Source organism: Mesorhizobium sp. Primo-A, from assembly GCF_003997175.1.
Classification (GTDB): domain Bacteria; phylum Pseudomonadota; class Alphaproteobacteria; order Rhizobiales; family Rhizobiaceae; genus Mesorhizobium; species Mesorhizobium ciceri.
Genome location: NZ_RZTG01000001.1, coordinates 328,907 through 349,427, shown reverse-complemented (window position 1 = coordinate 349,427; position 20,521 = coordinate 328,907). Strand labels below are relative to the sequence as shown.

General features: G+C 63.2%; 17 protein-coding genes and 1 riboswitch. Of the genes, 11 read left to right on the top strand and 6 right to left on the bottom strand.

The genetic code is table 11. The annotated features are described in order from the left end of the window. Nucleotides 1-16 precede the first annotated feature (16 nt). Nucleotides 17-2,074, bottom strand: a complete 2,058-nt coding sequence (gene parE / locus EOC83_RS01555) for a DNA topoisomerase IV subunit B (RefSeq protein ID WP_013531965.1) — start codon at nt 2,072-2,074, stop codon at nt 17-19. A 237-nt stretch (nt 2,075-2,311) separates the two neighbouring features. Here parE and cpaB point away from each other — a divergent pair, with 237 nt between their 5' ends. The 10 genes from cpaB to EOC83_RS01505 all read left to right on the top strand — a co-directional run bounded on the left by cpaB (nt 2,312) and on the right by EOC83_RS01505 (nt 12,474). Then, entirely contained in the window at nt 2,312-3,238 is a 927-nt protein-coding gene (cpaB, locus tag EOC83_RS01550) for a Flp pilus assembly protein CpaB (protein ID WP_244514296.1), read from the top strand. 57 nt (nt 3,239-3,295) lie between these two features. Further along, complete coding sequence (locus tag EOC83_RS01545; protein ID WP_244514347.1) at nt 3,296-4,717, top strand: type II and III secretion system protein family protein; 1,422 nt, start codon at nt 3,296-3,298, stop codon at nt 4,715-4,717. Between the two features lie 4 nt (nt 4,718-4,721). Continuing rightward, entirely contained in the window at nt 4,722-4,991 is a 270-nt protein-coding gene (locus EOC83_RS01540) for a hypothetical protein (protein ID WP_013531962.1), read from the top strand. A 44-nt stretch (nt 4,992-5,035) separates the two neighbouring features. Further along, nucleotides 5,036-6,250, top strand: a complete 1,215-nt coding sequence (locus EOC83_RS01535; protein ID WP_013531961.1) for a CpaE family protein — start codon at nt 5,036-5,038, stop codon at nt 6,248-6,250. Continuing rightward, on the top strand, nt 6,247-7,668 hold the full coding sequence (locus EOC83_RS01530; RefSeq protein WP_024505345.1) for a CpaF family protein: 1,422 nt from the start codon (nt 6,247-6,249) through the stop codon (nt 7,666-7,668). The genes EOC83_RS01535 and EOC83_RS01530 overlap by 4 nt, the downstream gene beginning before the upstream one ends. Nucleotides 7,669-7,672: 4 nt before the next feature. Beyond that, complete coding sequence (locus EOC83_RS01525) at nt 7,673-8,638, top strand: type II secretion system F family protein (protein ID WP_027162569.1); 966 nt, start codon at nt 7,673-7,675, stop codon at nt 8,636-8,638. A 1-nt stretch (nt 8,639) separates the two neighbouring features. Beyond that, nucleotides 8,640-9,602: a type II secretion system F family protein gene (locus EOC83_RS01520; protein ID WP_063167885.1), complete on the top strand. Its 963-nt coding sequence runs from the start codon at nt 8,640-8,642 to the stop codon at nt 9,600-9,602. Nucleotides 9,603-9,682: 80 nt separating this feature from the next. Further along, the gene (locus EOC83_RS01515; protein WP_013531957.1) at nt 9,683-10,507 is read left to right on the top strand and encodes a hypothetical protein; all 825 of its coding nucleotides are present in this window, start codon (nt 9,683-9,685) and stop codon (nt 10,505-10,507) included. A gap of 160 nt (nt 10,508-10,667) precedes the next feature. After that, nucleotides 10,668-11,138 carry a hypothetical protein gene (locus EOC83_RS01510; protein WP_013531956.1) on the top strand — a complete coding sequence of 157 codons (471 nt, stop codon included), beginning with the start codon at nt 10,668-10,670 and terminating at the stop codon, nt 11,136-11,138. A gap of 160 nt (nt 11,139-11,298) precedes the next feature. Beyond that, on the top strand, nt 11,299-12,474 hold the full coding sequence (locus tag EOC83_RS01505) for a GGDEF domain-containing protein (protein ID WP_063167886.1): 1,176 nt from the start codon (nt 11,299-11,301) through the stop codon (nt 12,472-12,474). A 1-nt stretch (nt 12,475) separates the two neighbouring features. Here EOC83_RS01505 and gcvP read toward each other — a convergent pair whose 3' ends face one another. Genes gcvP through gcvT form a run of 3 tightly spaced genes read right to left on the bottom strand, consistent with a single transcriptional unit; the run spans nt 12,476 to nt 16,778 of the window. Then, complete coding sequence (gcvP, locus tag EOC83_RS01500; protein WP_063167887.1) at nt 12,476-15,286, bottom strand: aminomethyl-transferring glycine dehydrogenase; 2,811 nt, start codon at nt 15,284-15,286, stop codon at nt 12,476-12,478. Between the two features lie 17 nt (nt 15,287-15,303). Continuing rightward, nucleotides 15,304-15,672 carry a glycine cleavage system protein GcvH gene (gcvH, locus tag EOC83_RS01495; protein ID WP_013531953.1) on the bottom strand — a complete coding sequence of 123 codons (369 nt, stop codon included), beginning with the start codon at nt 15,670-15,672 and terminating at the stop codon, nt 15,304-15,306. 5 nt (nt 15,673-15,677) lie between these two features. Further along, complete coding sequence (gene gcvT / locus EOC83_RS01490) at nt 15,678-16,778, bottom strand: glycine cleavage system aminomethyltransferase GcvT (protein ID WP_063167888.1); 1,101 nt, start codon at nt 16,776-16,778, stop codon at nt 15,678-15,680. A 149-nt stretch (nt 16,779-16,927) separates the two neighbouring features. Continuing rightward, a riboswitch (glycine riboswitch) is annotated at nt 16,928-17,014 on the bottom strand. 244 nt (nt 17,015-17,258) lie between these two features. Here gcvT and EOC83_RS01485 point away from each other — a divergent pair. Beyond that, nucleotides 17,259-18,260: a hypothetical protein gene (locus tag EOC83_RS01485; protein WP_063167889.1), complete on the top strand. Its 1,002-nt coding sequence runs from the start codon at nt 17,259-17,261 to the stop codon at nt 18,258-18,260. 37 nt (nt 18,261-18,297) lie between these two features. Here EOC83_RS01485 and EOC83_RS01480 read toward each other — a convergent pair whose 3' ends face one another. Together EOC83_RS01480 and EOC83_RS01475 are read right to left on the bottom strand one after the other, a co-directional pair. Then, on the bottom strand, nt 18,298-19,026 hold the full coding sequence (locus EOC83_RS01480) for a GntR family transcriptional regulator (protein WP_024505339.1): 729 nt from the start codon (nt 19,024-19,026) through the stop codon (nt 18,298-18,300). An 8-nt stretch (nt 19,027-19,034) separates the two neighbouring features. Beyond that, nucleotides 19,035-20,315 carry a D-amino acid dehydrogenase gene (locus EOC83_RS01475; protein ID WP_063167890.1) on the bottom strand — a complete coding sequence of 427 codons (1,281 nt, stop codon included), beginning with the start codon at nt 20,313-20,315 and terminating at the stop codon, nt 19,035-19,037. Between the last annotated feature and the right edge of the window lie 206 nt (nt 20,316-20,521).

Below are 20,521 nucleotides of genomic sequence, written 5' to 3'. Positions count from 1 at the left end.
ATGGACCGGCTGGCGGCTAGATATCCAGCACTTCCGTCTCGGCGAATTCGGCGCGTTCCTGGATGAACCGGAAGCGGGCCTCCGGCTTCGTGCCCATCAACGCATCGACGGCGTCCTTGGTCGCCGTCTCGGCGTCGATTACATCGATCCTGAGCAGCGTTCGCTTCCTCGGATCCATGGTGGTTTCCTTGAGCTGGGCGGCCATCATCTCGCCCAGACCCTTGAAGCGGCCCAGTTCCACCTTGCCGCGCCCGGTGAATTCGGTGCGCAGGAGCTCGTCCTTGTGGGCGTCGTCTCGGGCATAGGCGACCTTGCCGCCTTGCCTGATCGAGTAAAGCGGCGGCACGGCGAGATAGAGATGGCCGCCACGCACCAGCGCCGGCATCTCCTGATAGAAGAAGGTGATCAGCAGCGAGGCGATATGGGCGCCGTCGACATCGGCGTCGGTCATGATGATCACGCGGTCGTAGCGCAGATCCTCATCGCGGTACTTCGAACGCGTACCGCAGCCGAGCGCCTGGATCAGGTCCGAAATCTGTTGGTTGGCCGCCAGCTTATCGTTGCCGGCGCTGGCGACGTTGAGGATTTTGCCGCGCAATGGCAGCACGGCCTGGCTGGCGCGGTCGCGCGCCTGCTTGGCCGAGCCGCCGGCCGAGTCGCCTTCGACGATGAACAGTTCTGCACCGGCCGCGGCATTCTGCGTGCAGTCGGCGAGCTTGCCCGGCAGCCGCAGCTTGCGCACCGCGCTCTTGCGCGACACTTCCTTTTCCTGGCGCCGGCGCACCCGCTCGTCGGCGCGTGCGATCACCCATTCGAGCAGCTTCGAGGCTTCCTGCGGATTGTCGGCCAGCCAATGGTCGAACGGATCGCGGATCGCGGTCTCGACAATTCGAATTGCCTCGATCGTCGCCAGCCTGTCCTTGGTCTGTCCGACGAATTCCGGCTCGCGGATGAACACCGACAGCATGCCCGCCGCCGAGATCATGACGTCTTCCGAGGTGACGATCGACGCGCGCTTGTTGCCGACGAGGTCGGCATAGGCGCGCAGGCCTCGCGTCAAAACGTTGCGGAAGCCGGCCTCGTGGGTGCCGCCTTCGCCGGTCGGGATGGTGTTGCAGTAGGAATTGATGAAGCCGTCGCCGCCGAACCAGGTCACCGCCCATTCGAGCGAGCCGTGGCCGCCCTGTTTCTCGCTCTTGCCGGCGAAAATCTCGCGCGTTACCTGGAAGTCGTCGCCGAGCGATGCCTTGAGATAGTCCTTCAGGCCGCCGGGAAAATGGAATTCCGCCTTGGCCGGCGTCTGGTCTTTTTCCTTGATCAGCGACGGATCGCAGGTCCAGCGGATTTCGACGCCGCCGAACAGATAGGCTTTCGAGCGCGTCATACGGTAGAGCCGCGCCGGTTCGAACGCCGCGCCCTTGCCGAAAATCTGCTCGTCGGGGTGGAAGCGGATCTTTGTGCCGCGCCGGTTGTGGACCTCGCCCAACTGTTCCAGGCCGGTCACGGGAACGCCGCGCGAGAATTTTTGCCGATAGAGTTGCCGTCCCCGCGCGACCTCGACCTCGAGATGGTCCGACAGCGCGTTGACCACGGATACGCCGACGCCATGCAGGCCGCCTGATGTCTCGTAAACCTTGGAGTCGAACTTGCCGCCCGAATGCAGCGTCGTCATGATCACTTCAAGCGCCGGCTTCTTGAACTTCGGGTGCGGATCGATCGGGATGCCGCGGCCATTGTCGGTCACGGCGAGATAGCCGTCGGCCGAAAGCTCGACATCGATGAAGGTGGCGTGGCCGGCAACCGCTTCGTCCATCGAATTGTCGATGACCTCGGCGAACAGATGGTGCATCGCCTTGTCGTCCGTGCCGCCGATATACATGCCTGGCCGGCGGCGCACCGGCTCCAGCCCTTCCAGCACCTCGATGTCGGCGGCGCTATAGCCCTCGCTGCCGTCCTTGGTCGAGGCAGGACGCTTGGTGGCTTGCACCACCAGTGGATCCGCCGGGCGCGCAGCGGTACGCACCGGCTGCGGCTGCTTGTCCATATTGCCGAAGAGATCGTTGCTGTCGTCCATGCCTGCCATAGGTTCCGGTGCTGCGAATCACCTCGCGATACTGCCACGCTTTTCAGCGCCAAGCGACCGAGGTTCCTGTTCCGTTCGGGGATCTGGGCCCTCTTACCCCAAAACCATTCGATAACCAAGCCGGCGGAAATAGATCCGATACCAACGCCCGGGATTCCTGATTCTTTAACAATGCCGCCTAACGTGAGCCCAACTAAATAAGAAACTGCTGATATCAGGGGTTTAGGCGTGAGGGGCAAGGCCATATCGATGATCGGCATCGCCGCCGTTTTCGGCGCGATCTCGATCTTTGCCGCGGATTTCTGGGTCAAAAGCCAGGCCAAGGCCGATTCCGAAGAGAAGACGTCGTCGATTCCGGCACCTGTCGTGCCGAAAGTCGAATTCAAGACCATCGTGGTGGCGAATGCCCCGTTGCGCTACGGCATGGAGCTCGACCGCGCGCAGCTCAGCGAAATCCCGTGGTCGCAAGAGTCCGTGCCGCAGGGCGCCTTCACCACCATCAATGCGTTGCTCGCCGACGGCAGCCGCGTGGTGCTGTCGCCGATCGAGGTCAACGAACCGGTGCTGCTGGCCAAGCTGTCCGGCCCGAATGGCCGCGCGACGCTCTCCAACATGATGACGCCCGGAATGCGGGCGGTCACCATCCGCACCGACGAGATCGCCGGAGTCGGCGGCTTCGTCACGCCCGGTGACCGCGTTGACGTGGTGCTGACGCGCGATGCCGGCGAAATTCAGGAAGTGGCCAAGAATGCGCAAGGCGCTGCCGGTTCCACCATCACCTCCGAGATCGTTGTCGCCGATGCCAAGGTGCTGAGCGTCGGGCAGGGCGCCGACGAGCGCCAGACGACGCCGCAGATTTCCAATTCGGTGACCATCGAGGTGACGACGGACGGCGCGCAGAAAGTAGCGCTGGCCCGCACCGTCGGCACGCTCTCGCTGTCGCTTCGGTCCGCCAGCGAAGGCGCTGACGGCAAGAGCGGCGTCACCACCATCTCCTCCTTCGGCGGATCGGTCGCCTCGAATGTGCAGGCCGCGGCCGGCTCGGTGTTCGACGCCGTCACCAAGGAGCCGGAGAAACCGAAGTTCAAGACGGTCATCGTAACGCGCGGCACGAAGGCCGAGGAATACCAGGTTCCTTCGCGGGACCAGAAATAAACCAGTGGGGACTGGGTGAGGGACGGGACAATGTTCGGGCTGTTCATATATCGGGTCATGACGCGGTTGCGCGTTTTGCGCGCCGTGGCTGTCGCGTCTTCGCTGGCCGCTGCGGTGATGCTGGCCTTGGGCGCCTCGGCGGCGAGAGCTGACAACGACGTCGTCTACGTGTCGTCGACCAAGAATGCGTCAATCAAGGTTGCCAAGGGCAAGCCGAAGACGATCATCACCAGTGCTGCCTTCTACCAGATCGTCATCGGCGATCCGGAGATCGCCAACGTCAATCCGCTGACCGACAAATCCTTCTATGTGCTCGGCAACAATCTCGGCACCACCGGGATTGCGCTGTTCGATGAGAAAAAGCAGCTTGTCGGCACCGTCGACATCGAGGTGACGCTCGACACCGACCAACTGGCCAGCACCATTCGCGCCAGCGTGCCGGATGCCAGGATCAAGGTCGGATCGGCCAATGGCCGTGTCGTGCTGTCGGGCGAGGCCGACGATGCCGTCGCCGCCGAAAAGGCAAACAAGATCGCGACGCGCTTTTCCGGTGCCGAGGAGGTGATCAACTCGGTCAACATCTCATCTTCGCAGCAGGTCCAGCTCAACGTCCGCTTTGTCGAGATCAACCGCCAGGCGGGCCAGGATCTGGGTGCCAAATACGCCGCCAATTTCGCCTATGGCCTTGGCGGCCGCGACGTCTCGATCGATCCGGGCACAGTGCCGGCGGCCGGTACTGGCGAGATCATCGGTCGTCTCCTATCGAACGGCGTATCGATCGATATTGCCATCAAGGCGCTGGAGGAGCGCGGCTTGGCGCGGCGACTGGCCGAGCCGAACCTGATCGCCCGGTCCGGTCAGACGGCGAGCTTCCTCGCCGGCGGCGAGTTCCCGATCCCGGTCTCGGAGGACAACGGCAAGATCTCGGTCAGCTACAAGAAATACGGCGTCAGCCTGGATTTCACGCCGACGGTTCTGAAAGACGGGCTGGTCAGCCTTGATATCGCGCCGGAAGTCTCCTCGATCGATGCGTCGGCCTCCTACAATATCGGGACGATCTCGGTTCCTGGCTTCATCGTGCGCCGTGCCAGGACGTCAGTCGACCTGAAGAACGGCCAGAGCTTCATGATCGCTGGACTGCTGCAGTCGCAAAACGACATCACCACGTCGCGCATTCCGGGCCTCGGCAAGATGCCGGTGCTTGGGGCTCTGTTCTCGTCCAAATCCTATCAGCGGCGCGAGACCGACCTCGTCATCATCGTAACGCCCTATCTGGTCAAGCCGGTCGATCCGTCGAAGAAGCTCGTCGAGCCGACAGATGGCACGCAGCCGGCCAGCAATGCCGACTATTTTCTCAACAACACCGAGGAAGTGAAGGATTCCGATGCCGGTCGCACCGTGGCGCTGGCAGACGGCCGCGTCACTCAACCTGCAGCGGCCGCTTCGGCTGGGCATTTCCTCGACCTGCCGAAGGATTGAAGCCATGCGTCTGGTCTTTGGATCGAGCGTCGCCTTGCTGCTGGCCGGCTTTGCCGCTGGCTGCACCAGCGACGACTATGTGCGCAGCGAAGGGCCAACGGCCGGCGCCGGCAATGCGCAGGCCGCCAACACCGTCATGCAGATGGTCGATCCCTGGAAATACGGGGTCCAGAACACCAGGCTCCTGGTGCCGGCCCAACGAGGCAGTGCCGCGGCTGTCACACCCGATCAGGCGGCCGGTGCCAAGGCGTCGCAGTCGACCACAGGCAACTGATTCAACGGGCAACTGGTCAACGGGCGACCTGACAGGCTGACAGAATGGCAAACGGCATCAAGACCAGGAAGATCCTGCTCGTATCGACCGACAGGACGTTTGCGCAGGACACGCGCACCGCATTTTCCGCCTCCGAGATCATACAGCTCTCGACGGTGGAGAAGAACGTTACCGAGTTGCGCGGTGAGATCCAGGAAGCCGACTTCGGCGCCATCATCGTCGACATGGATGCGGCAAGGCTGGAGGAGGTCGAGTCGCTGCAGCGCATCATGCGTCGGCTGGAGGACAAGGTTCCGGTCGTCGTCGTCACCCAGGAGTTCAACGCGGCCGCGGTGCGTATTCTCGTGCAGCTCAAGGTCGCGGATTTCCTGGTCAAGCCGATCACCACGGCCGATCTGGTGCGCTCCGTGGTACGGGCGCTGCAAGGGCCCGGGCGCGAGGAAAACACCGAGTCGCAAATCTATACCTTCATGCCTGCGGCGGGCGGCGTCGGCACCACGACGCTGGCGCTGCAGACCGCCTTCCAGCTGCATCACTCGGTGACGCGCGGAGCCTCGACCTGCGTCGTCGATCTCAACTTCCAGCAGGGCGCCTGTGCCGAATATCTCGACCTCGAACCGCGTTTCGACATCACCGAGATCGAGAACCAGCCCGAGCGTCTCGACCGCCAACTGCTCGACGTGATGCTGTCCAAGCATGCCAGCGGGCTTTGCGTGCTGGCGGCACCGGCGCATCCAGCCGAGATGCGCTCGTTCAAGACCGATGTCGTGGTGCGCATGCTGGATCTCGTTTCGGCCTATTTCGACAATGTCGTCATCGACATGCCCCGCACCTGGTTTCCATGGACGGAGACCGTGCTGCTCGGTTCCAACAAGCTCTACATCGTCGCGGAAATGACGGTGCCGTGCCTGCGCCACACCCAGCGGCTGATCCAGGCGGTCTACGAGACGGCCGGCAAGGAAGTGAAGCCGAACGTCATCGTCAACCGTTTCGAACAGAAGATGTTCGATAACGGCATCAAGCAGGCGGACGTCCAGGAAATCCTTGGCGAGCATTTCGTCGGCGGCATCGCCAACAACTACCGGCTGGTGCGCGAAGCAGTCGATCGCGGCGTACCGCTGCACGAGATCGATCCCAACGCCAATGTCGTCAACGATCTGAAGAAGATCATCCTGCCGGAAGAAGCGGTCCCGACCCGGGCGAAATCGCGCTCGCTGTTTGGCATGGGCCGTGGATTGCTGAAGAGGAAAGCCGGATGACCAGCCGCTTCTCCACCCTGCAGAACCGCGATGCGCGTCCGCAGCGCGCGCATGAGACGACGCCGGTCGCCCATCATGCCGTCGTCATACCAACCAGCCGAAAGGCTTTGCCGGCAAAGCCGGAAGCAGCGCTGGCAAAGAATGCCAACAAGGTGCTCGATGCGCGCGTGCGTATCCACCGGCTGCTGCTCGAAGAGATCAATCTTGTCGCGCTGGAGCGTTTGCCGAAGGATGAGATGCGCCGGCAAGTGCATGACTTCGTTTCGGAAAAGACCAAGCAGGAGCGGATGGCGATCAACACCGTCGAGCTTGATGCGCTGGTCGACGACATCGTCGACGAGATGGTCGGCCTCGGTCCGCTCGAGCCGCTGCTCAAGGATCCCGACATCAACGATATCCTGATCAACGGCCACATGAACTGCTTTGTCGAAAAGAAAGGCAAGCTGCAGCCGGTCCACATTCCGTTCAAGGACGAGGCGCATCTCCTGCGCATCGTCAACAAGATCGTCGCCGCGGTCGGTCGCCGCGTCGACGAATCGCAGCCGATGGTCGATGCCCGCATGCTGGACGGCTCGCGCTTCAACGCGGCCATCCGCCCGGTTGCGGTCGACGGCCCGCTGGTGTCGATCCGCAAATTCTCCAAGAACAAGCTCGGCCTGCATAAACTGGTCGAATTCGGCGCCATCACCCAGAACATGGCCGAAGTGCTGGCGGCGGCCGTGCATGCCCGCAAGACGACGATCATTTCGGGCGGCACCGGCACCGGCAAGACGACCATGCTCAATGCACTGTCGGCCTTCATTCCGGAAGACGAGCGGCTGATCACCATCGAGGACGCGGCCGAGCTCCAGCTGCAGCAGCCGCATGTCGCGCGCATGGAAACACGTCCGGCCAACATCGAAGGCCATGGCGAGCTGAAGCAGCGCGACCTGGTCAAGAACGCACTGCGCATGCGCCCCGACCGCGTCATCCTCGGCGAATGCCGCGGCGAGGAGGCTTTCGACATGCTGCAGGCAATGAACACCGGCCACGAAGGGTCGATGGCGACCATCCATGCCAACACGCCGCGCGACGCCATTTCGCGGCTCGAGCAGATGCTTGGCATGACCGGCATGCCGATGACGGTGCAGTCGATCCGCAGCCAGATCGCCAGCGCGCTCGACCTGATCGTCCAACTGACGCGCCTGTCCGACGGCAAGCGCAAGGTGACCAGTGTCGCCGAGGTGACCGGCATGGAAGGCGATGTCATCCAGATGCAGGAGATCTTCCGCTTCGTGCGCACCGGCATGGAGGCCGACGGCAAGATTCTGGGCCACTACGAGGCGACCGGCATCCGGCCGCGCTTCCTCGAGGACCTGCGCGCCATGGGCATCGAGTTTCCCGGACGATATTTCGAACCCGGCCGGCCGCAGGAGTAGCCAAGTGTTCGATGGAATGAGCGCGATCTATGTCGTCTATGCCGCGGCCGCGCTGACCGGCATCCTGATCGCCGAGGCCTGTTACCTGCTTTATGCCGGCCGCAGCGACAAGCGCACCGCCATCAACCGGCGCATGAGGCTGCAGGAAAACAAGATCAGCCAGGAGCAGGTGCTCGTCCAACTGCGCAAGGAGCGCGGCCTTGACGCGGGCACGCCGCTGTTTTCGGCGGACCGGTTTCGCGCGCTGCGAACCCAGTCGGGCATGATCATGCCGCTGTCGAAATTCCTGATGATCACCTGCGGCGTGGCGATGGCGATGGCCCTGGTCGCCATCTGGTACGGCTTGCCGCCGCTGATGGGGTTCGTCCTGTTCGTGGTGCTCATGCCGCTATTGCCGGTGCTGACGCTGCGTTTCAAGCGCAAGCGCCGGCTGAAGCGGTTCGGCATGCAGTTGCCGGAGGCGCTGGAACTGATCACGCGTGGCCTGAAGGCCGGCCACCCGGTGCCGGTGGCGATCGCCATGGTGGCGCGCGAGATGCCCGACCCGATCGGCAGCGAGTTCGGCGTCATCGCCGACGAAGTGACCTACGGATCCGATCTGGTTTCGGCGTTGAACTCGCTGTTCGACCGGGTCGGCCAGGAGGATCTGCCGTTGTTCGTCACCGCCGTCTCGATCCAGACCAGTTCGGGCGGCAATCTGCGCGAGATCCTCGACGGCCTGGCGACGACGATTCGCGAGCGTGGCAAGCTGCGCCGCAAGGTGCGCGCCATTGCGACAGAAGGCCGGATGTCGGCCTACATTCTGACGGCCGTGCCGGCGTTGCTGTTTGCCGCCATCATGGCACTGATGCCGGGCTTCTACAGCGACGTCTGGGGCGAGCCGAAGACCTGGTATCTGCTTGGCGCGTCGATCACCTGGCTGATGCTGGGCAATCTGATGATGTTCAAGATGTCGAATTTCAAGTTCTGACATGCAGGGCTTCATCGAATTCCTCGCCTCGCTTGCGCCGACCTCATTGATGCCGGTGGCCATACTGCTGCTGGCGGTGGGTGCTGCCGCTGTTGCCTGGCCTGTTGTCATGGCGAAGGGCGATCGCAACGAGGTCATGCGCCGGCTCAGGGTCGACAACGGTCCCGTGGCCGCCAAACCGGAGCCGGTGCAAAAGAAGAATACCGGCATCGTGCGCGAGAAGGCGGTGAAGCGGGCGCAGGAATTCTACGCCAGGAGCGATCCGGAAAATGTCGCGCGGCTGCGCATGAAGCTTATCCAGGCGGGCTACATGGAGCCGCGCGCTGTCGGTACGTTCTTCCTGATCCGGTTCACCGCGATGATCGGCACGGCAATCGGTGTGTTTGTGCTCAACCGCTGGATGGCCAGTCCGGACGCAACGATGGCCAGCCGCTGGACATTCGTCATCCTGTCGGGCGCGGCCGGTTATTTCCTGCCCGGCCTGATGCTGAGCCAGAAAGTGCGGGAACGCAGGCGTGAGTACCGCAACGGGTTTCCCGATTTCATGGACCTGATGATTGTCTGCTCGGATGCCGGCATGAGCATGGAGGCAGGCATAGAGCGCGTCTCCAAGGAACTCGCCAAGACTTATCCCGCGCTCAGCCAGAACCTGCAGCTGGTGTCGCTGGAGCTGAGGGCCGGGCGCAGCCTCGACGATGCGCTGAAGGCGCTCGCCGATCGCCTCAGCCTGGACGAGGTGCGTTCCTTCGCCACGCTGCTGCAGCAGTCCAAGGAACTCGGCACCAGCCTGTCGGGGGCGCTGCGCGTCTTCTCCGACGACATGCGCCATAAGCGTATGTCGTTGGCCGAGGAAAAGGCGCACGCTCTGCCTGCCAAGATGTCGGTGCCCGTGGTTGTGTGCATCCTGCCGGTGGTGCTGATGATCGCGGCCATTCCAGTCATCGTCAAAATGACGGCGCACTAGCGAGCGCTCCACAAAAGCCCTAGCAAGGGGCTGACAAACCATTGTTCTGACCGAACCCGGCTTTGCAGGTGAGAAAGTCCATGCTGCTGCGCACCCTCTTCCTTGGCCTTGCCGCGGCCAGCCTGTCGCCCGCCTGGGCCGTGGCCGGCGATTGCGGCGATGCCGCCGCCTTGGTGCAGCAGGCCTATCCCAAAGCTCGAAAGAGCGCCGACGGCACCTCGTTCACGCTCGAACCCCACACCAGCATTGCCCTGACATTCGCGTATGGCGATCCGCCAGGGCTGGCTTGCAAGATCTGGCCCGCCCATGACGACCTGCTGTTGGTCGCAGTGCCGCTGATGGACGGGTCCCAACCCAGCGACTACGCGCATGCCGGCGATATCGAGCTTTTGATTGTCGACAGGAAGAGCCGGCAGGTGCGCCAGCGCCTGCTCCAGCCCGGGCTGATGAATGATGATGCCATCGCCATCCGCCAGGTGGAGCTTGATACCGGCCGCTATGCGCTGGCGCCCGATGTTACTGCCTTTGGCCTGCGCATCGAAATGGCAAACAATTCGCTGCCTAATCCGTTCAGTGAAACCGACCTGCGGCTCTATGCCGTCGATGGCGATTCCCTGAGGATGGTGCTCGATGGCCTGGTCGTGGCCGGCAATGGCGGCGAGGGTGATACCAATTGCGCCGGATCCTTCCATACCAGTCGGGTTAGCCTGGCGATGAGCCCGGCCAAACATCATGGCTACCACGACATAACGGTGGTCGAGCGAATGGATACCGACAATCCGTTGCCCGACAAGGATGGCGAGTGCCAGTCCCATCCCGGCAAGTCCGTGAGCCAAACCTACCGGCTGCGCTATGACGGCAGCCGGTATACGGCTCCTGCGGGGCTCAAAGCCCTGGAGCCGTGAGGACGCCGCTGGCTGCGACTGAAGCACCGCGGCCTGGTGGTTAATGGCTGGTGTGCCCGAAGCCGAATTTTGGCGGCGTTTCGGCACCGAAGTTTAATCGCCGCTGATATATTGTGTTTCCTGAAGAACGACCCGGCAAATCGGGCGATGAGGCAGGGGCATGCGTCACAATAATTTCCCGGCAATGGCCACGATGGCGGCCGTCTTGATGATGTCTGGCTGTTCGACGAGTGGCGTCGACACCACCAAGACCACCGCCATCCAACCGGCGGCTAAAGACACCGAAACCTCCGATCTGGCGCAAGGCAAGGCGCAGTTTCGCGACGCCAATTACGGCCTCGCCGAAAAGCACTTCCGCAAGGCCGTCGAGTTGAAGGCCGACAATGCGGAGGCCTGGATGGGGCTCGCGGCTTCCTATGATGAACTCGGCCGCTTCGACTTCGCCGACCGTGCCTACGGCCAGCTTCTGAAAGTCGCCGGTCGCAGGCCGCAGATCGTCAACAATATGGGTTATTCGCAACTGCTGCGCGGCAATCGCAAGAAGGCCAAGGCGCTGCTGCTCGAAGCGAAGGCCGGCATGGCCGATCCCACCGTCGTCAACGCCAACCTCGCTCTCCTGAACAAGGGTTGATCTCGCGTCCAATGGTCCGGTTTCGGGACACGTGCCATCGACGCTTTGTAAACCCTATCTGCAGGTTGCATCGATGGATCGCCTGAAAATCCGTATCTGGGGGCAGCCGCTGACCTAGAATGCAGCGCAACCGCCGACGCTCGAGAGGCCCTTGCCCGATATGCTGGACTTCAGTTCGCTCCTGCTCGCAGCCGCGCTGTCGGGCATATGCCTCAGCGTCACCATGTTTGCGATCTGGTTCACCGCACCCAAGGCAGGTTTCGTGCTGACGGTGGCGTGCGGAATTCTGGTGCTCGTCGCGCATGTGATCCTGTTCTGGCGGTACACCAAGGACCCCGATCCGCTGCTTTGCCAGATCGTGCTTGCGCTGCTCAGCCTGGGGTTCCTGATCCTCTGCTTGTCGGCCATGCAATATCTCGGCGTGCCCGGCTACAGGCGCGCCGTTGCACCGGCGCTTGCCGCCATGACTATCTGTGCCGCTGTCACTTTCCTTGGCTTTGACGGCGTTGGCTTCATCATCACCTACACCACGGTGACGGCGCTGCTGTCGGCGATCGGCGCCATGTTCTGGATCAACGGCAGTCACGATCGCCGCATCCTGCTGGTGGTTTCGTTTCTGAGCGGCACCTGCGCGATGTCGTTTGCGCTTTGCGGCGTGGTTCTGCTGACCAAGGGGCAATGGACGCTCGCGATTGCGCCCGACAATTGGGCCGAACGATTGAATTCCGTCGTGGCGGTGGCCTGCATGACCGGGCTCGGAGCATTGACGCTCTCCCTCCATCATCTGCAGGCGCAGATCGAGCTCAAGGCCGAGACCATGACCGACCCGCTGACAGGGTTGCTGAACCGCCGGGCATTGACGTCGCTTTACGGCGAGCGGAGTTTCGGTCCATTCATGTCTATCGTCATGTTCGACCTCGACCACTTCAAGCGGACGAACGATGTCTACGGTCACCCGGTTGGGGATCAGGTCTTGTGCCGTTTTGCCGCCGTCATCAAGAAATATGCCCGGCCCGGCGTCGACGCTTTTCGCCTTGGCGGCGAGGAGTTCGCAGTCGTCATGTCGCGGATGACGGACGAAAAGGCCTACGATCTCGCCAGCAAGATCGGCGTGGCTTTCGGCGCCGAAATCGTCCCCACCCAGCTCGGCAAATTGCGCAGCACGGTCAGCGGCGGCATCGGCTTTGGCGAGGCAAGCGGCAGCAGCCTCGACAACGTGCTCACCGAGGCAGACGCGGCGCTCTATGCCGCCAAACGCGCCGGACGAAATTGCGTCATCAGCCGCAAGAGGATGGGCAAGGCCGAGCCGATCAAGCCGGCCTTGCGCTCAGCGTAAATTACTCCGCGGCCCCCAGATAGTCGGACAGCGGCGGGCACGAGCAGACCAGGTTGCGGTCGCCGGCGACATTGTCGATGCGTGACACCGGAGGCCAGTACTTGGCTGCCGTGTCGGCGTCGCCGGCCGGATAGGCCGCTTCCAGGCGCGAGTAGGGATGGTTCCACTGGCCGGCCAGCGCCTCGGCGGCGGTGTGCGGCGCGTTGACCAGCGGATTGTCGGCCAAAGGCCATTCGCCCCTGGCGACTTTTGCTGCCTCTGCCGATATCGCGATCATGGCCTCGCAGAAGCGGTCGATTTCCCGCTTGGGCTCGGACTCGGTCGGCTCCACCATCAGCGTGCCGGCGACCGGGAAGGACATGGTCGGCGCGTGAAAACCATAATCGATCAGCCGCTTGGCGACATCGTCGACACTGATGCCTGCACTCTCCTTGAGCACACGGGTGTCGAGGATGCATTCATGCGCGACGCGTCCCTGCCTGCCCTTGTAGAGCACCGGGAAATGCGCACCGAGCCGCGTTGCGATGTAGTTGGCGGAAAGGATCGCTGTTTCGGTCGCCTGCTTCAGGCCCGAGGCGCCCATCATGCGGATATACATCCAGGTGATCGGCAGGATCGAGGCGCTGCCGAAGGGGGCGGCGGAGACGGCGTGCGCCGAGCCTTCGGTGACATGGCCGGGCAAATACGGCTTCAAATGCGCCTTGACGCCGATCGGCCCGATGCCGGGTCCGCCGCCGCCATGCGGAATGCAGAAGGTCTTGTGCAGGTTCATATGGCAGACATCGGCGCCGATGTCGCCGGGACGGGCAAGCCCGACCAGCGCGTTGAGGTTGGCACCGTCGAAATAGACCTGGCCGCCATGCTCATGGATCAGCGCGCAGAGATCGCGTGCGCCTTCCTCGAACACGCCATGCGTCGAGGGATAGGTGAACATCAGCGCTGCGAGATTTTGCGCATGCTCAGTCGCCTTGGCCTTCATGTCGTCCATGTCGATGTTACCGTCTTCGGTGCAGCGCACGACGACGACGTTCATGCCAGCCATCGCCGCGCTCGCGGGATTGGTGCCATGCGCCGAGGAGGGGATCAGGCAGACGGTGCGGTGGTTGTCGCCGCGAGAGCGGTGATAGCCGCGGATGGCGAGCAGTCCGGCATATTCGCCCTGGCTGCCGGCATTGGGCTGCAATGTGACGGCGTCGAAGCCGGTGATCTCCGACAGCCAGCCCTCCAGCTCGCCGATCATGGCGCGGTAGCCTGCCGAGTGCGCGGCCGGGGCGAAAGGGTGCAGATTGGCAATGCTCGGCCAGCTCACCGGCATCATCTCGGCGGCGGCGTTGAGCTTCATGGTGCAGGATCCCAGCGGGATCATGGCGCGGTCGAGCGCCAGGTCCTTGTCGGCCAGCCGGCGCAGGAAGCGCATCATCTCGGTTTCCGACTTGTTTTCGTGGAAAACAGGCTGGGTCAGGAACTCCTTGCCGCGCGGCTTGCCGGGCACCGTGCTGTCGGCGGAGGCGCCAGCCTTGGCGCCGAACAGGGCCGCGATTGCGTCGAGATCGGCCTCGGTGGAGGTTTCGTCGAAGGCGATGCCGATGTGGTCGGCATCGACGGCACGCAGCAATCTGCCGCCCTTTTCAGCGGCGGCGGCGATCGAAGCTGCCTTGCCCTTCACCTCGGCCGTCACCGTGTCGAAGCGGCTTGAACCGAGCACGGAGATGTTTGCTGCTTTGAGCCCGGCGGCAAGACGATTGGCCAGCGTGTGGATGCGCCCGGCAATCGCCTGCAGCCCGGCGGGGCCGTGCCAGATGGCATAGGCGGTCGCCATATTGGCGAGCAGCGCCTGCGCGGTGCAGATGTTGGAGGTCGCCTTGTCGCGGCGGATATGCTGCTCACGCGTCTGCAAGGCAAGCCGGTATCCGGGCCGGCCCTTGCTGTCGGTGGACTGGCCGACCAGGCGGCCAGGCATCAGCCGCGTCAGCCTGTCGGAGACGGCGCAATAGGCCGCGTGCGGGCCGCCAAAGCCCATCGGCACGCCAAAGCGCTGCATCGGGCCGACTGCGATGTCGGCGCCAAGCTTGGCCGGCGCGTCGGTCAGCGTCAGGCCGAGCGGGTCGGCGATGAAGACGACGAGAGCGCCGGTCGCGTGTGCCTTGTCGATCGCTGCCTTGTGGTCGCCATAGACGCCAAATGTATCCGGCCAGGAGACAAGCAGGGCGGCGGTGTTGTCGTCGATCGTCTCGCCATCGATCTCGATGCCGAGCGGCTCGGCGCGGGTGCGCACCACGTCCAGCGTCTGCGGGTGCGGCGTGCCGGCAAGTGCTACCTTGGTGCGCTTGTCGCGGTGATGGCGCAGTGCAATGCCGACCGCCTCGGCCACGGCGGTTGCTTCATCCAGCAGCGACGCCGATGCCACCGGCAGGCCGGTCAGTTCGGTGACCAGGGTCTGGAAGTTGAACAGCATTTCCAGCCGGCCCTGGCTGATCTCGGCCTGATAGGGCGTGTAGGCCGTATACCAGGCCGGGTTCTCGAACAGATTGCGCTGGATAACCGGCGGCACATGGACGCCGTGATAACCGGCGCCGATGAAGCTCTTCAGCACCGTATTCCCGGCCATGACAGCCGAAAGCTCAGCCAGCGCTTCCGCCTCGCTCGCTGGTGCCGGCAGGGCAAGCGGCCGATCGAGCCGGATCGACTTCGGGACGGACTGGCTGATCAGCGTCTCGATCGAGGGCACGCCGATGGCGGCCAGCATGGCTCTGGTATCGTTGAGGCCGGGACCGATATGGCGGGCCGAGAAGGGGTAGGGTGCTGCGGTCATCTCAATAAGTCCTGATATCAACCGATATGGGCTTTGTAGGCGGCCTCATCCATGAGACCGGCGAGCTGGCTTTCGTCGGCAAGCTTCATCTTCCACAGCCAGCCGGCCCCTGTTGCGGCCGAATTGACCAGTGACGGATCCGACGACAGCGTGCCGTTGGCCTCGGTGATCTCGCCGTCGACTGGTGCATAGACATCGGACGCCGCCTTGACGGATTCGACCACGACGGCGGTGTCGCCCTTGGTCAATTTCTTTCCCGTCTCCGGCAGTTCGACGAAGACGAGGTCGCCGAGCTGCTCCTGCGCGTAATCAGTGATGCCGACCGTGGCGATGCCGCCCTCGACGCGGAGCCACTCGTGATCTGATGTGAAATAGGTCGTTGCCATTGAGATCATCCTTTTCGGTAGCGATGCGGTGTGAAGGGCAGGGAGCTGATATCGACTGGGATTTTCGTGCCGCGCACATCGGCGAAAACCCGAATTCCGGGCTTTGCCAGAGGTGTCGAGACATAGCCCATGGCGACCGGATGGCCGGCCGAGGGGCCGAAGCCGCCCGACGTGACATGGCCGGCCGGGTTGCCGTCGGCGTCGAAGAGCGCGGCACCGCCACGCACCGGCTGGCGGCCTTCCGGCTTCAAACCGACGCGCTTTTGCGCGGGTCCTCGTTCCACCGCGGCGCGGAGCGCATCGGCGCCGATGAAAGTGCCGGAAGCGCGGATGTCCTTTGGAATTGCCCACATCAAGGCGGCGCTGGCCGGGTCGGTTTCCGGTGTGATGTCCTGGCCATGCAGGCAGAGACCGGCCTCCAGGCGCAGGCTGTCGCGCGCAGCCAGGCCGATCCACAGCACGCGCTCGTCTCCGAGCAGCTTCGCGACGAGGTCGCGTGCATCGGCCTCCGGCAAGCCGATCTCGAACCCGTCCTCGCCGGTATAGCCCGACCGGCTCATGAACCAGTTCTTGCGCGGTTCGACCCCATGCATGAACAGCAGCGAGCCGGTCTCGATGCCGGCGCGGGAAAGGGCGGCCCAGGCTTCAGGACCCTGGATGGCCAGGAAGACGCGGTCGAGCGGCTCGATCCTGGCGTCGAAATCCGCGGCAAGTGCACGCAAATGCTTTTCGTCGGCTACGGCGTTGCCGGCATTGGCGACCACCATGAACCTGGCATCGCTAAGCCTGGTGACGATCAGGTCGTCGAGGATGCCGCCTGCTTCGTTGAGGAAAAAGGACAGTTTGGATTGCGAGATTTCGAGCGCGCCGGCATCCAGTGGGCAAGCACGGTTGAGCAGTGCCGCCGCTTCCGGTCCGCTGACCTCGAACAGCTTCATGTGCGAGATGTCGAACAGGCCGGCCTGCTCGCGGGTGTGAAGGTGTTCCTTCATGACGCCGGCCGGATAGGTCAGCGGCATCGACCAGCCGGCAAAGGCGCCGAAGCGCGCACCGGCGGCCATATGGATATCTTCAAGGGGAAGGTGTTTTGTGTCGTCGCCCGCCATGTCGTCTCCAGAGTCGCACGCAATCGGTCGCGAATGGCGACCAGTCCGTGCCCCTCTGTCTGAAGCCTGAGAGACTCGCGCAGCCGGAACTCTGTCAGCGGCGCTTACACCTTCGGCGCGGGGGCAAGCCCCGACTTTCCAGAGTGTCTTTCCCGTCTACGGTTCTTTTGCCTGAGAGATTTCGGGCGATTTCCCCTTCGGCGACAGCTCTCGCTGTTCTCTCCCGCAAACAGGTAGGACTCAAGACCCTGAGTCCTCGACGCGCCATCCATAGCTTGCGCGCGACGGCTTGTCACCTGTCAGCAACATCTAAAGCGCGTGCATGTCGTTCTTCAAACCGCGGCACGCTGTCAGGCGACATGCGTTGGCGACAAGTCTTCACTAACCACGCCGTTTGCCGGTTTTTCAAGACACTGCTGATATGTTGGCTTGTGTGACGCTATGGGGCCGGCGCTTGGCGACGGCGGACGGGGACGACAAATGGGCGAATTGATCATGAGCGCGCCGGTGGCCGGGCTGACCTCGAAAAGCCGCATCGCCGCGGAGGACGTGGCGATGTTGCGCCATGAAGTGTTCGGCGACGGCGTCGTGACGCGTGGCGAGGCCGAGGCGCTGTTCGCGCTCGATGCCACGGCGAAGGACAAATGCCAGGAATGGCCGCCCTTCTTCATTGAGGCGGTCACCGACTATATCGTCCACCAGGAAAAGCCATCGGGCTATATCTCGCAGGACAATGCCGACTGGCTGATCCGCACGATCTCGCGCGACGGCATGGTCGACAGCCGGACCGAACTCGAATTGCTGGTGCATGTGCTGGAACAGGCGAAATCGTCGCCGGCCCAGCTTTGTGTGTATGCGCTGGAGCAGGTGGCGCATGCCGTCATTGACGGCAAGGGGCCGCTGATGCTCGGCGGCGCGCTGGCTCCGGGCCTCGTCGCGCAGGCGGAGGTCGAGCTTTTGCGCCGGATACTCCATGCCCATGGCGGCGACGGCAACATCGCCATCACGCGCGCCGAGGCCGAGGTGCTGCTCAAGATCAACGAGCGGACTGCTCAAGGACAAAACGATCCGTCCTGGAACGAGCTGTTCGTCAAGGCGATCGCCAATTTCGTCATGTGCTCGGCCGGCTACGAAGCACCGACGCGCGACGTGGCGCTGCGCCATGACGCCTTCCTCGAACATGCCGATCCGGAAATCGGCGGCTTCTTCAGCCGCATGATCTCCGGCGGGCTTGCCGGCATCATGGAGGCCTACCGATCTCCTGGCGACATCGAAGCCGAATGGGAAGCCAAGAACAGGGCGGCCGAGGCCCTGGCCCGCCGTGCCGAGACGATCGATGCCGGCGAAGCCGGCTGGCTGATCGAACATATCGGCGTCGACAGGCCACTTTACGAGAACGAACGCGCGCTGCTGACCCTGATCAAGCACGCCTCGCCGGAAATTCACCCGGCGCTCAGGCCGCTGCTCGACAAGGTTGCCTGACCGGCCAGGGATTGCTTAATCGGATCCGGGATGCTGGTCAGATCTGATCGACGTCGACGTATATCCGGGCCAGGCCTTCCCGGACGGTCGACATGGCATCGGCGACACTGATGTCGATGTGGTCATGCATGAGCCTTGCGGCCGTGTCGGCATCGCGGGTTACCATGGCTCGGGCGATTTCGCTGTGTTCGGTGTAGGTTGTCGACAGTCGCCGGTGCTTCTCCACTTCGATCTTGCGAACGAAATGGATGCGCGTGTTGATGCCTTCGAGCATGCGCGCCAGTTCGGGATTGCCTGACAGCCTGGCGATGCGGATGTGAAACTCCTCGTCCCTGGCGGTCAGCTCGGCGCTGGAAAACGAGTCGGCGCGCGCCATGGTGAGCGTCCACCAGTCGACGAGCGCGGCGAGCTCTTCATTGGTCGCGCGCTGGATCGCCAGCCTGACGGAGCGCTCCTCAAGCACCGCCCGCACGTCGGAAAGATTGACGACCTCGTCGACATCGAAGCCGCGGCAAAAGAAGCCGCGATTGGTCTGGAAGGTGATGAGTTCCTCCGTGACCAGCCGCTGGAGGGCCTCCCTGATCGGGCTGCGGCTGACATTCAGCCTCGCGGCAAGCGCCACTTCGTTGATGCGCTCGTTCGGCTTGAAGCGATAGTCCATCGCCATGCGACGGATCTCTTCATAGACGCGCGGGCCGGTCTTGATCGGCTTGGATGCCAACGCCGCATCGTCGTCCTGGTTGCTGTGCCTGGTGGGTCGGAGCATGGCGTCGGTCAAGCCTTTGCGGCGCTTGGTTCGGCGAACCGCGCCTGTGTGGGAAGGATACCGTCGAGGGCGATCGGCGCAGCCCGGCCGGCGATCAGGTCGGCGACGATGCGGGCCGATCCATGCGCCATCGTCCATCCAATATGGCCGTGGCCGGTGTTCAGCCAGAGGTTCTTGATGTTGCGCAGGCCGAGGATCGGCAGATTGTCGGGCGTCATGGGTCTCAGGCAGGCCCGCATTTCGGCGCGATCATAGGCGATACCGCGCGGGAACAGGTCCTGCGTGACGCGCTTCATGAAGGCGAAATCCGAAGGCTTGTGGCTGCGATCATAGCCCGCGAATTCCGCGGTGGCGGTGACGCGGATGCGATCGCCCATCGGCGTGATGGCAACGAGATTGTGCTCATCGATGACGGGGAGTTTTGGAGCCAGCGCCGGGTCGACGATGGGAATGGTCAGGGAATATCCTTTGACCGGATAGATCGGCAAACCAAGGCCGATCTTGCGGGCGAGGATCGGGCTTTCGGCGCCGAGACACAGAACGTAGGTGTCGGCCAGAAATTCTCCCTTGTCGGTGACGACCCGGATGATCGCGTCATTCCTGCGTTCGATCCCGACGATCCTCGTGCTTGTCAGGATCTTGCCGCCCCTCGTTTCGACGATGGCCGCCAGCGCGCGCGTGAACTTGGCGGCGTCGCCGGTTTCATCGGTTGGACACATTATGCCGCCGGCAATGCTGCCGCGCGACGAAGCCAGCGCCGGCTCGCGGTCAATGATTTCCTGTGCGTCGACAATGCGGATCTCCTGGCCGTCGGCCTCCAGCAGGCGCATGTTGGCGACGCCCTTGTCGAGCGCCTGACGGCTGCGGTGGAAGTAAAGGATGCCGGCCGAGGTCCTGTCGTATTGGATCGATTCCTCCCTGACGACCGCCTGCAGGACCGATTGGGAATGGACCGCAAGCCGATGTTTGAGGAGGGTGTTGCGACGCGCTTTGGCGGCCGTGCATTCCCTGAGGAAGCGCAGCGACCAGCTGTAGAGATGCGGGTCGGCGGAAAGTTTGAAGCGAAGCGCCTGGTCTTTCAGGAACAGCGACTTCAGCAGGATTTTTGGCGCGGCTGGTGATGACCAGACGAAGGAGTGACCGGGCGCGATCATGCCTGCATTTGCCCAGCTCGCGCCCTCGGCCACCTGCGGTGCCTGCTCGAGAACAGTGACCGCGTGGCCGTCCTTTTGCAACTGATAAGTGGTGGTGATCCCGACCACGCCGCCGCCCAAGATCAATACGCGCATTGCTGTCCCGAAGGGCTGTGTTCCTATTGTCGACAATTCAATAGGAAGACGCCGATCCCTGTCAACGGTGAATGGGTCGGCGACGGACAAGCGATCCGCGCAAGCGCAAAATTCAGGCGTTTACCGGTTCCCAGGATCTGCACAGAGCCCTTGACAGTTTCGGCAATATCGCCGTTTCTATTGTCGACAATTCTGATTGGCATCAG

Excerpts from the sequence above, each read along its gene's own strand:
- EOC83_RS01510 (WP_013531956.1), top strand. The coding sequence starts at position 10,668 with ATGCGTCACAATAATTTCCCGGCAATGGCCACGATGGCGGCCGTCTTG.
- EOC83_RS01475 (WP_063167890.1), bottom strand. The coding sequence starts at position 20,315 with ATGCGCGTATTGATCTTGGGCGGCGGCGTGGTCGGGATCACCACCACT.
- parE (WP_013531965.1), bottom strand. The coding sequence starts at position 2,074 with ATGGACGACAGCAACGATCTCTTCGGCAATATGGACAAGCAGCCGCAG.
- EOC83_RS01540 (WP_013531962.1), top strand. The coding sequence starts at position 4,722 with ATGCGTCTGGTCTTTGGATCGAGCGTCGCCTTGCTGCTGGCCGGCTTT.
- EOC83_RS01480 (WP_024505339.1), bottom strand. The coding sequence starts at position 19,026 with ATGCTCCGACCCACCAGGCACAGCAACCAGGACGACGATGCGGCGTTG.
- EOC83_RS01530 (WP_024505345.1), top strand. The coding sequence starts at position 6,247 with ATGACCAGCCGCTTCTCCACCCTGCAGAACCGCGATGCGCGTCCGCAG.
- gcvT (WP_063167888.1), bottom strand. The coding sequence starts at position 16,778 with ATGGCGGGCGACGACACAAAACACCTTCCCCTTGAAGATATCCATATG.
- EOC83_RS01505 (WP_063167886.1), top strand. The coding sequence starts at position 11,299 with ATGCTGGACTTCAGTTCGCTCCTGCTCGCAGCCGCGCTGTCGGGCATA.
- EOC83_RS01535 (WP_013531961.1), top strand. The coding sequence starts at position 5,036 with ATGGCAAACGGCATCAAGACCAGGAAGATCCTGCTCGTATCGACCGAC.
- EOC83_RS01485 (WP_063167889.1), top strand. The coding sequence starts at position 17,259 with ATGGGCGAATTGATCATGAGCGCGCCGGTGGCCGGGCTGACCTCGAAA.
- EOC83_RS01515 (WP_013531957.1), top strand. The coding sequence starts at position 9,683 with ATGCTGCTGCGCACCCTCTTCCTTGGCCTTGCCGCGGCCAGCCTGTCG.
- EOC83_RS01545 (WP_244514347.1), top strand. The coding sequence starts at position 3,296 with ATGACGCGGTTGCGCGTTTTGCGCGCCGTGGCTGTCGCGTCTTCGCTG.
- EOC83_RS01520 (WP_063167885.1), top strand. The coding sequence starts at position 8,640 with ATGCAGGGCTTCATCGAATTCCTCGCCTCGCTTGCGCCGACCTCATTG.
- gcvP (WP_063167887.1), bottom strand. The coding sequence starts at position 15,286 with ATGACCGCAGCACCCTACCCCTTCTCGGCCCGCCATATCGGTCCCGGC.
- gcvH (WP_013531953.1), bottom strand. The coding sequence starts at position 15,672 with ATGGCAACGACCTATTTCACATCAGATCACGAGTGGCTCCGCGTCGAG.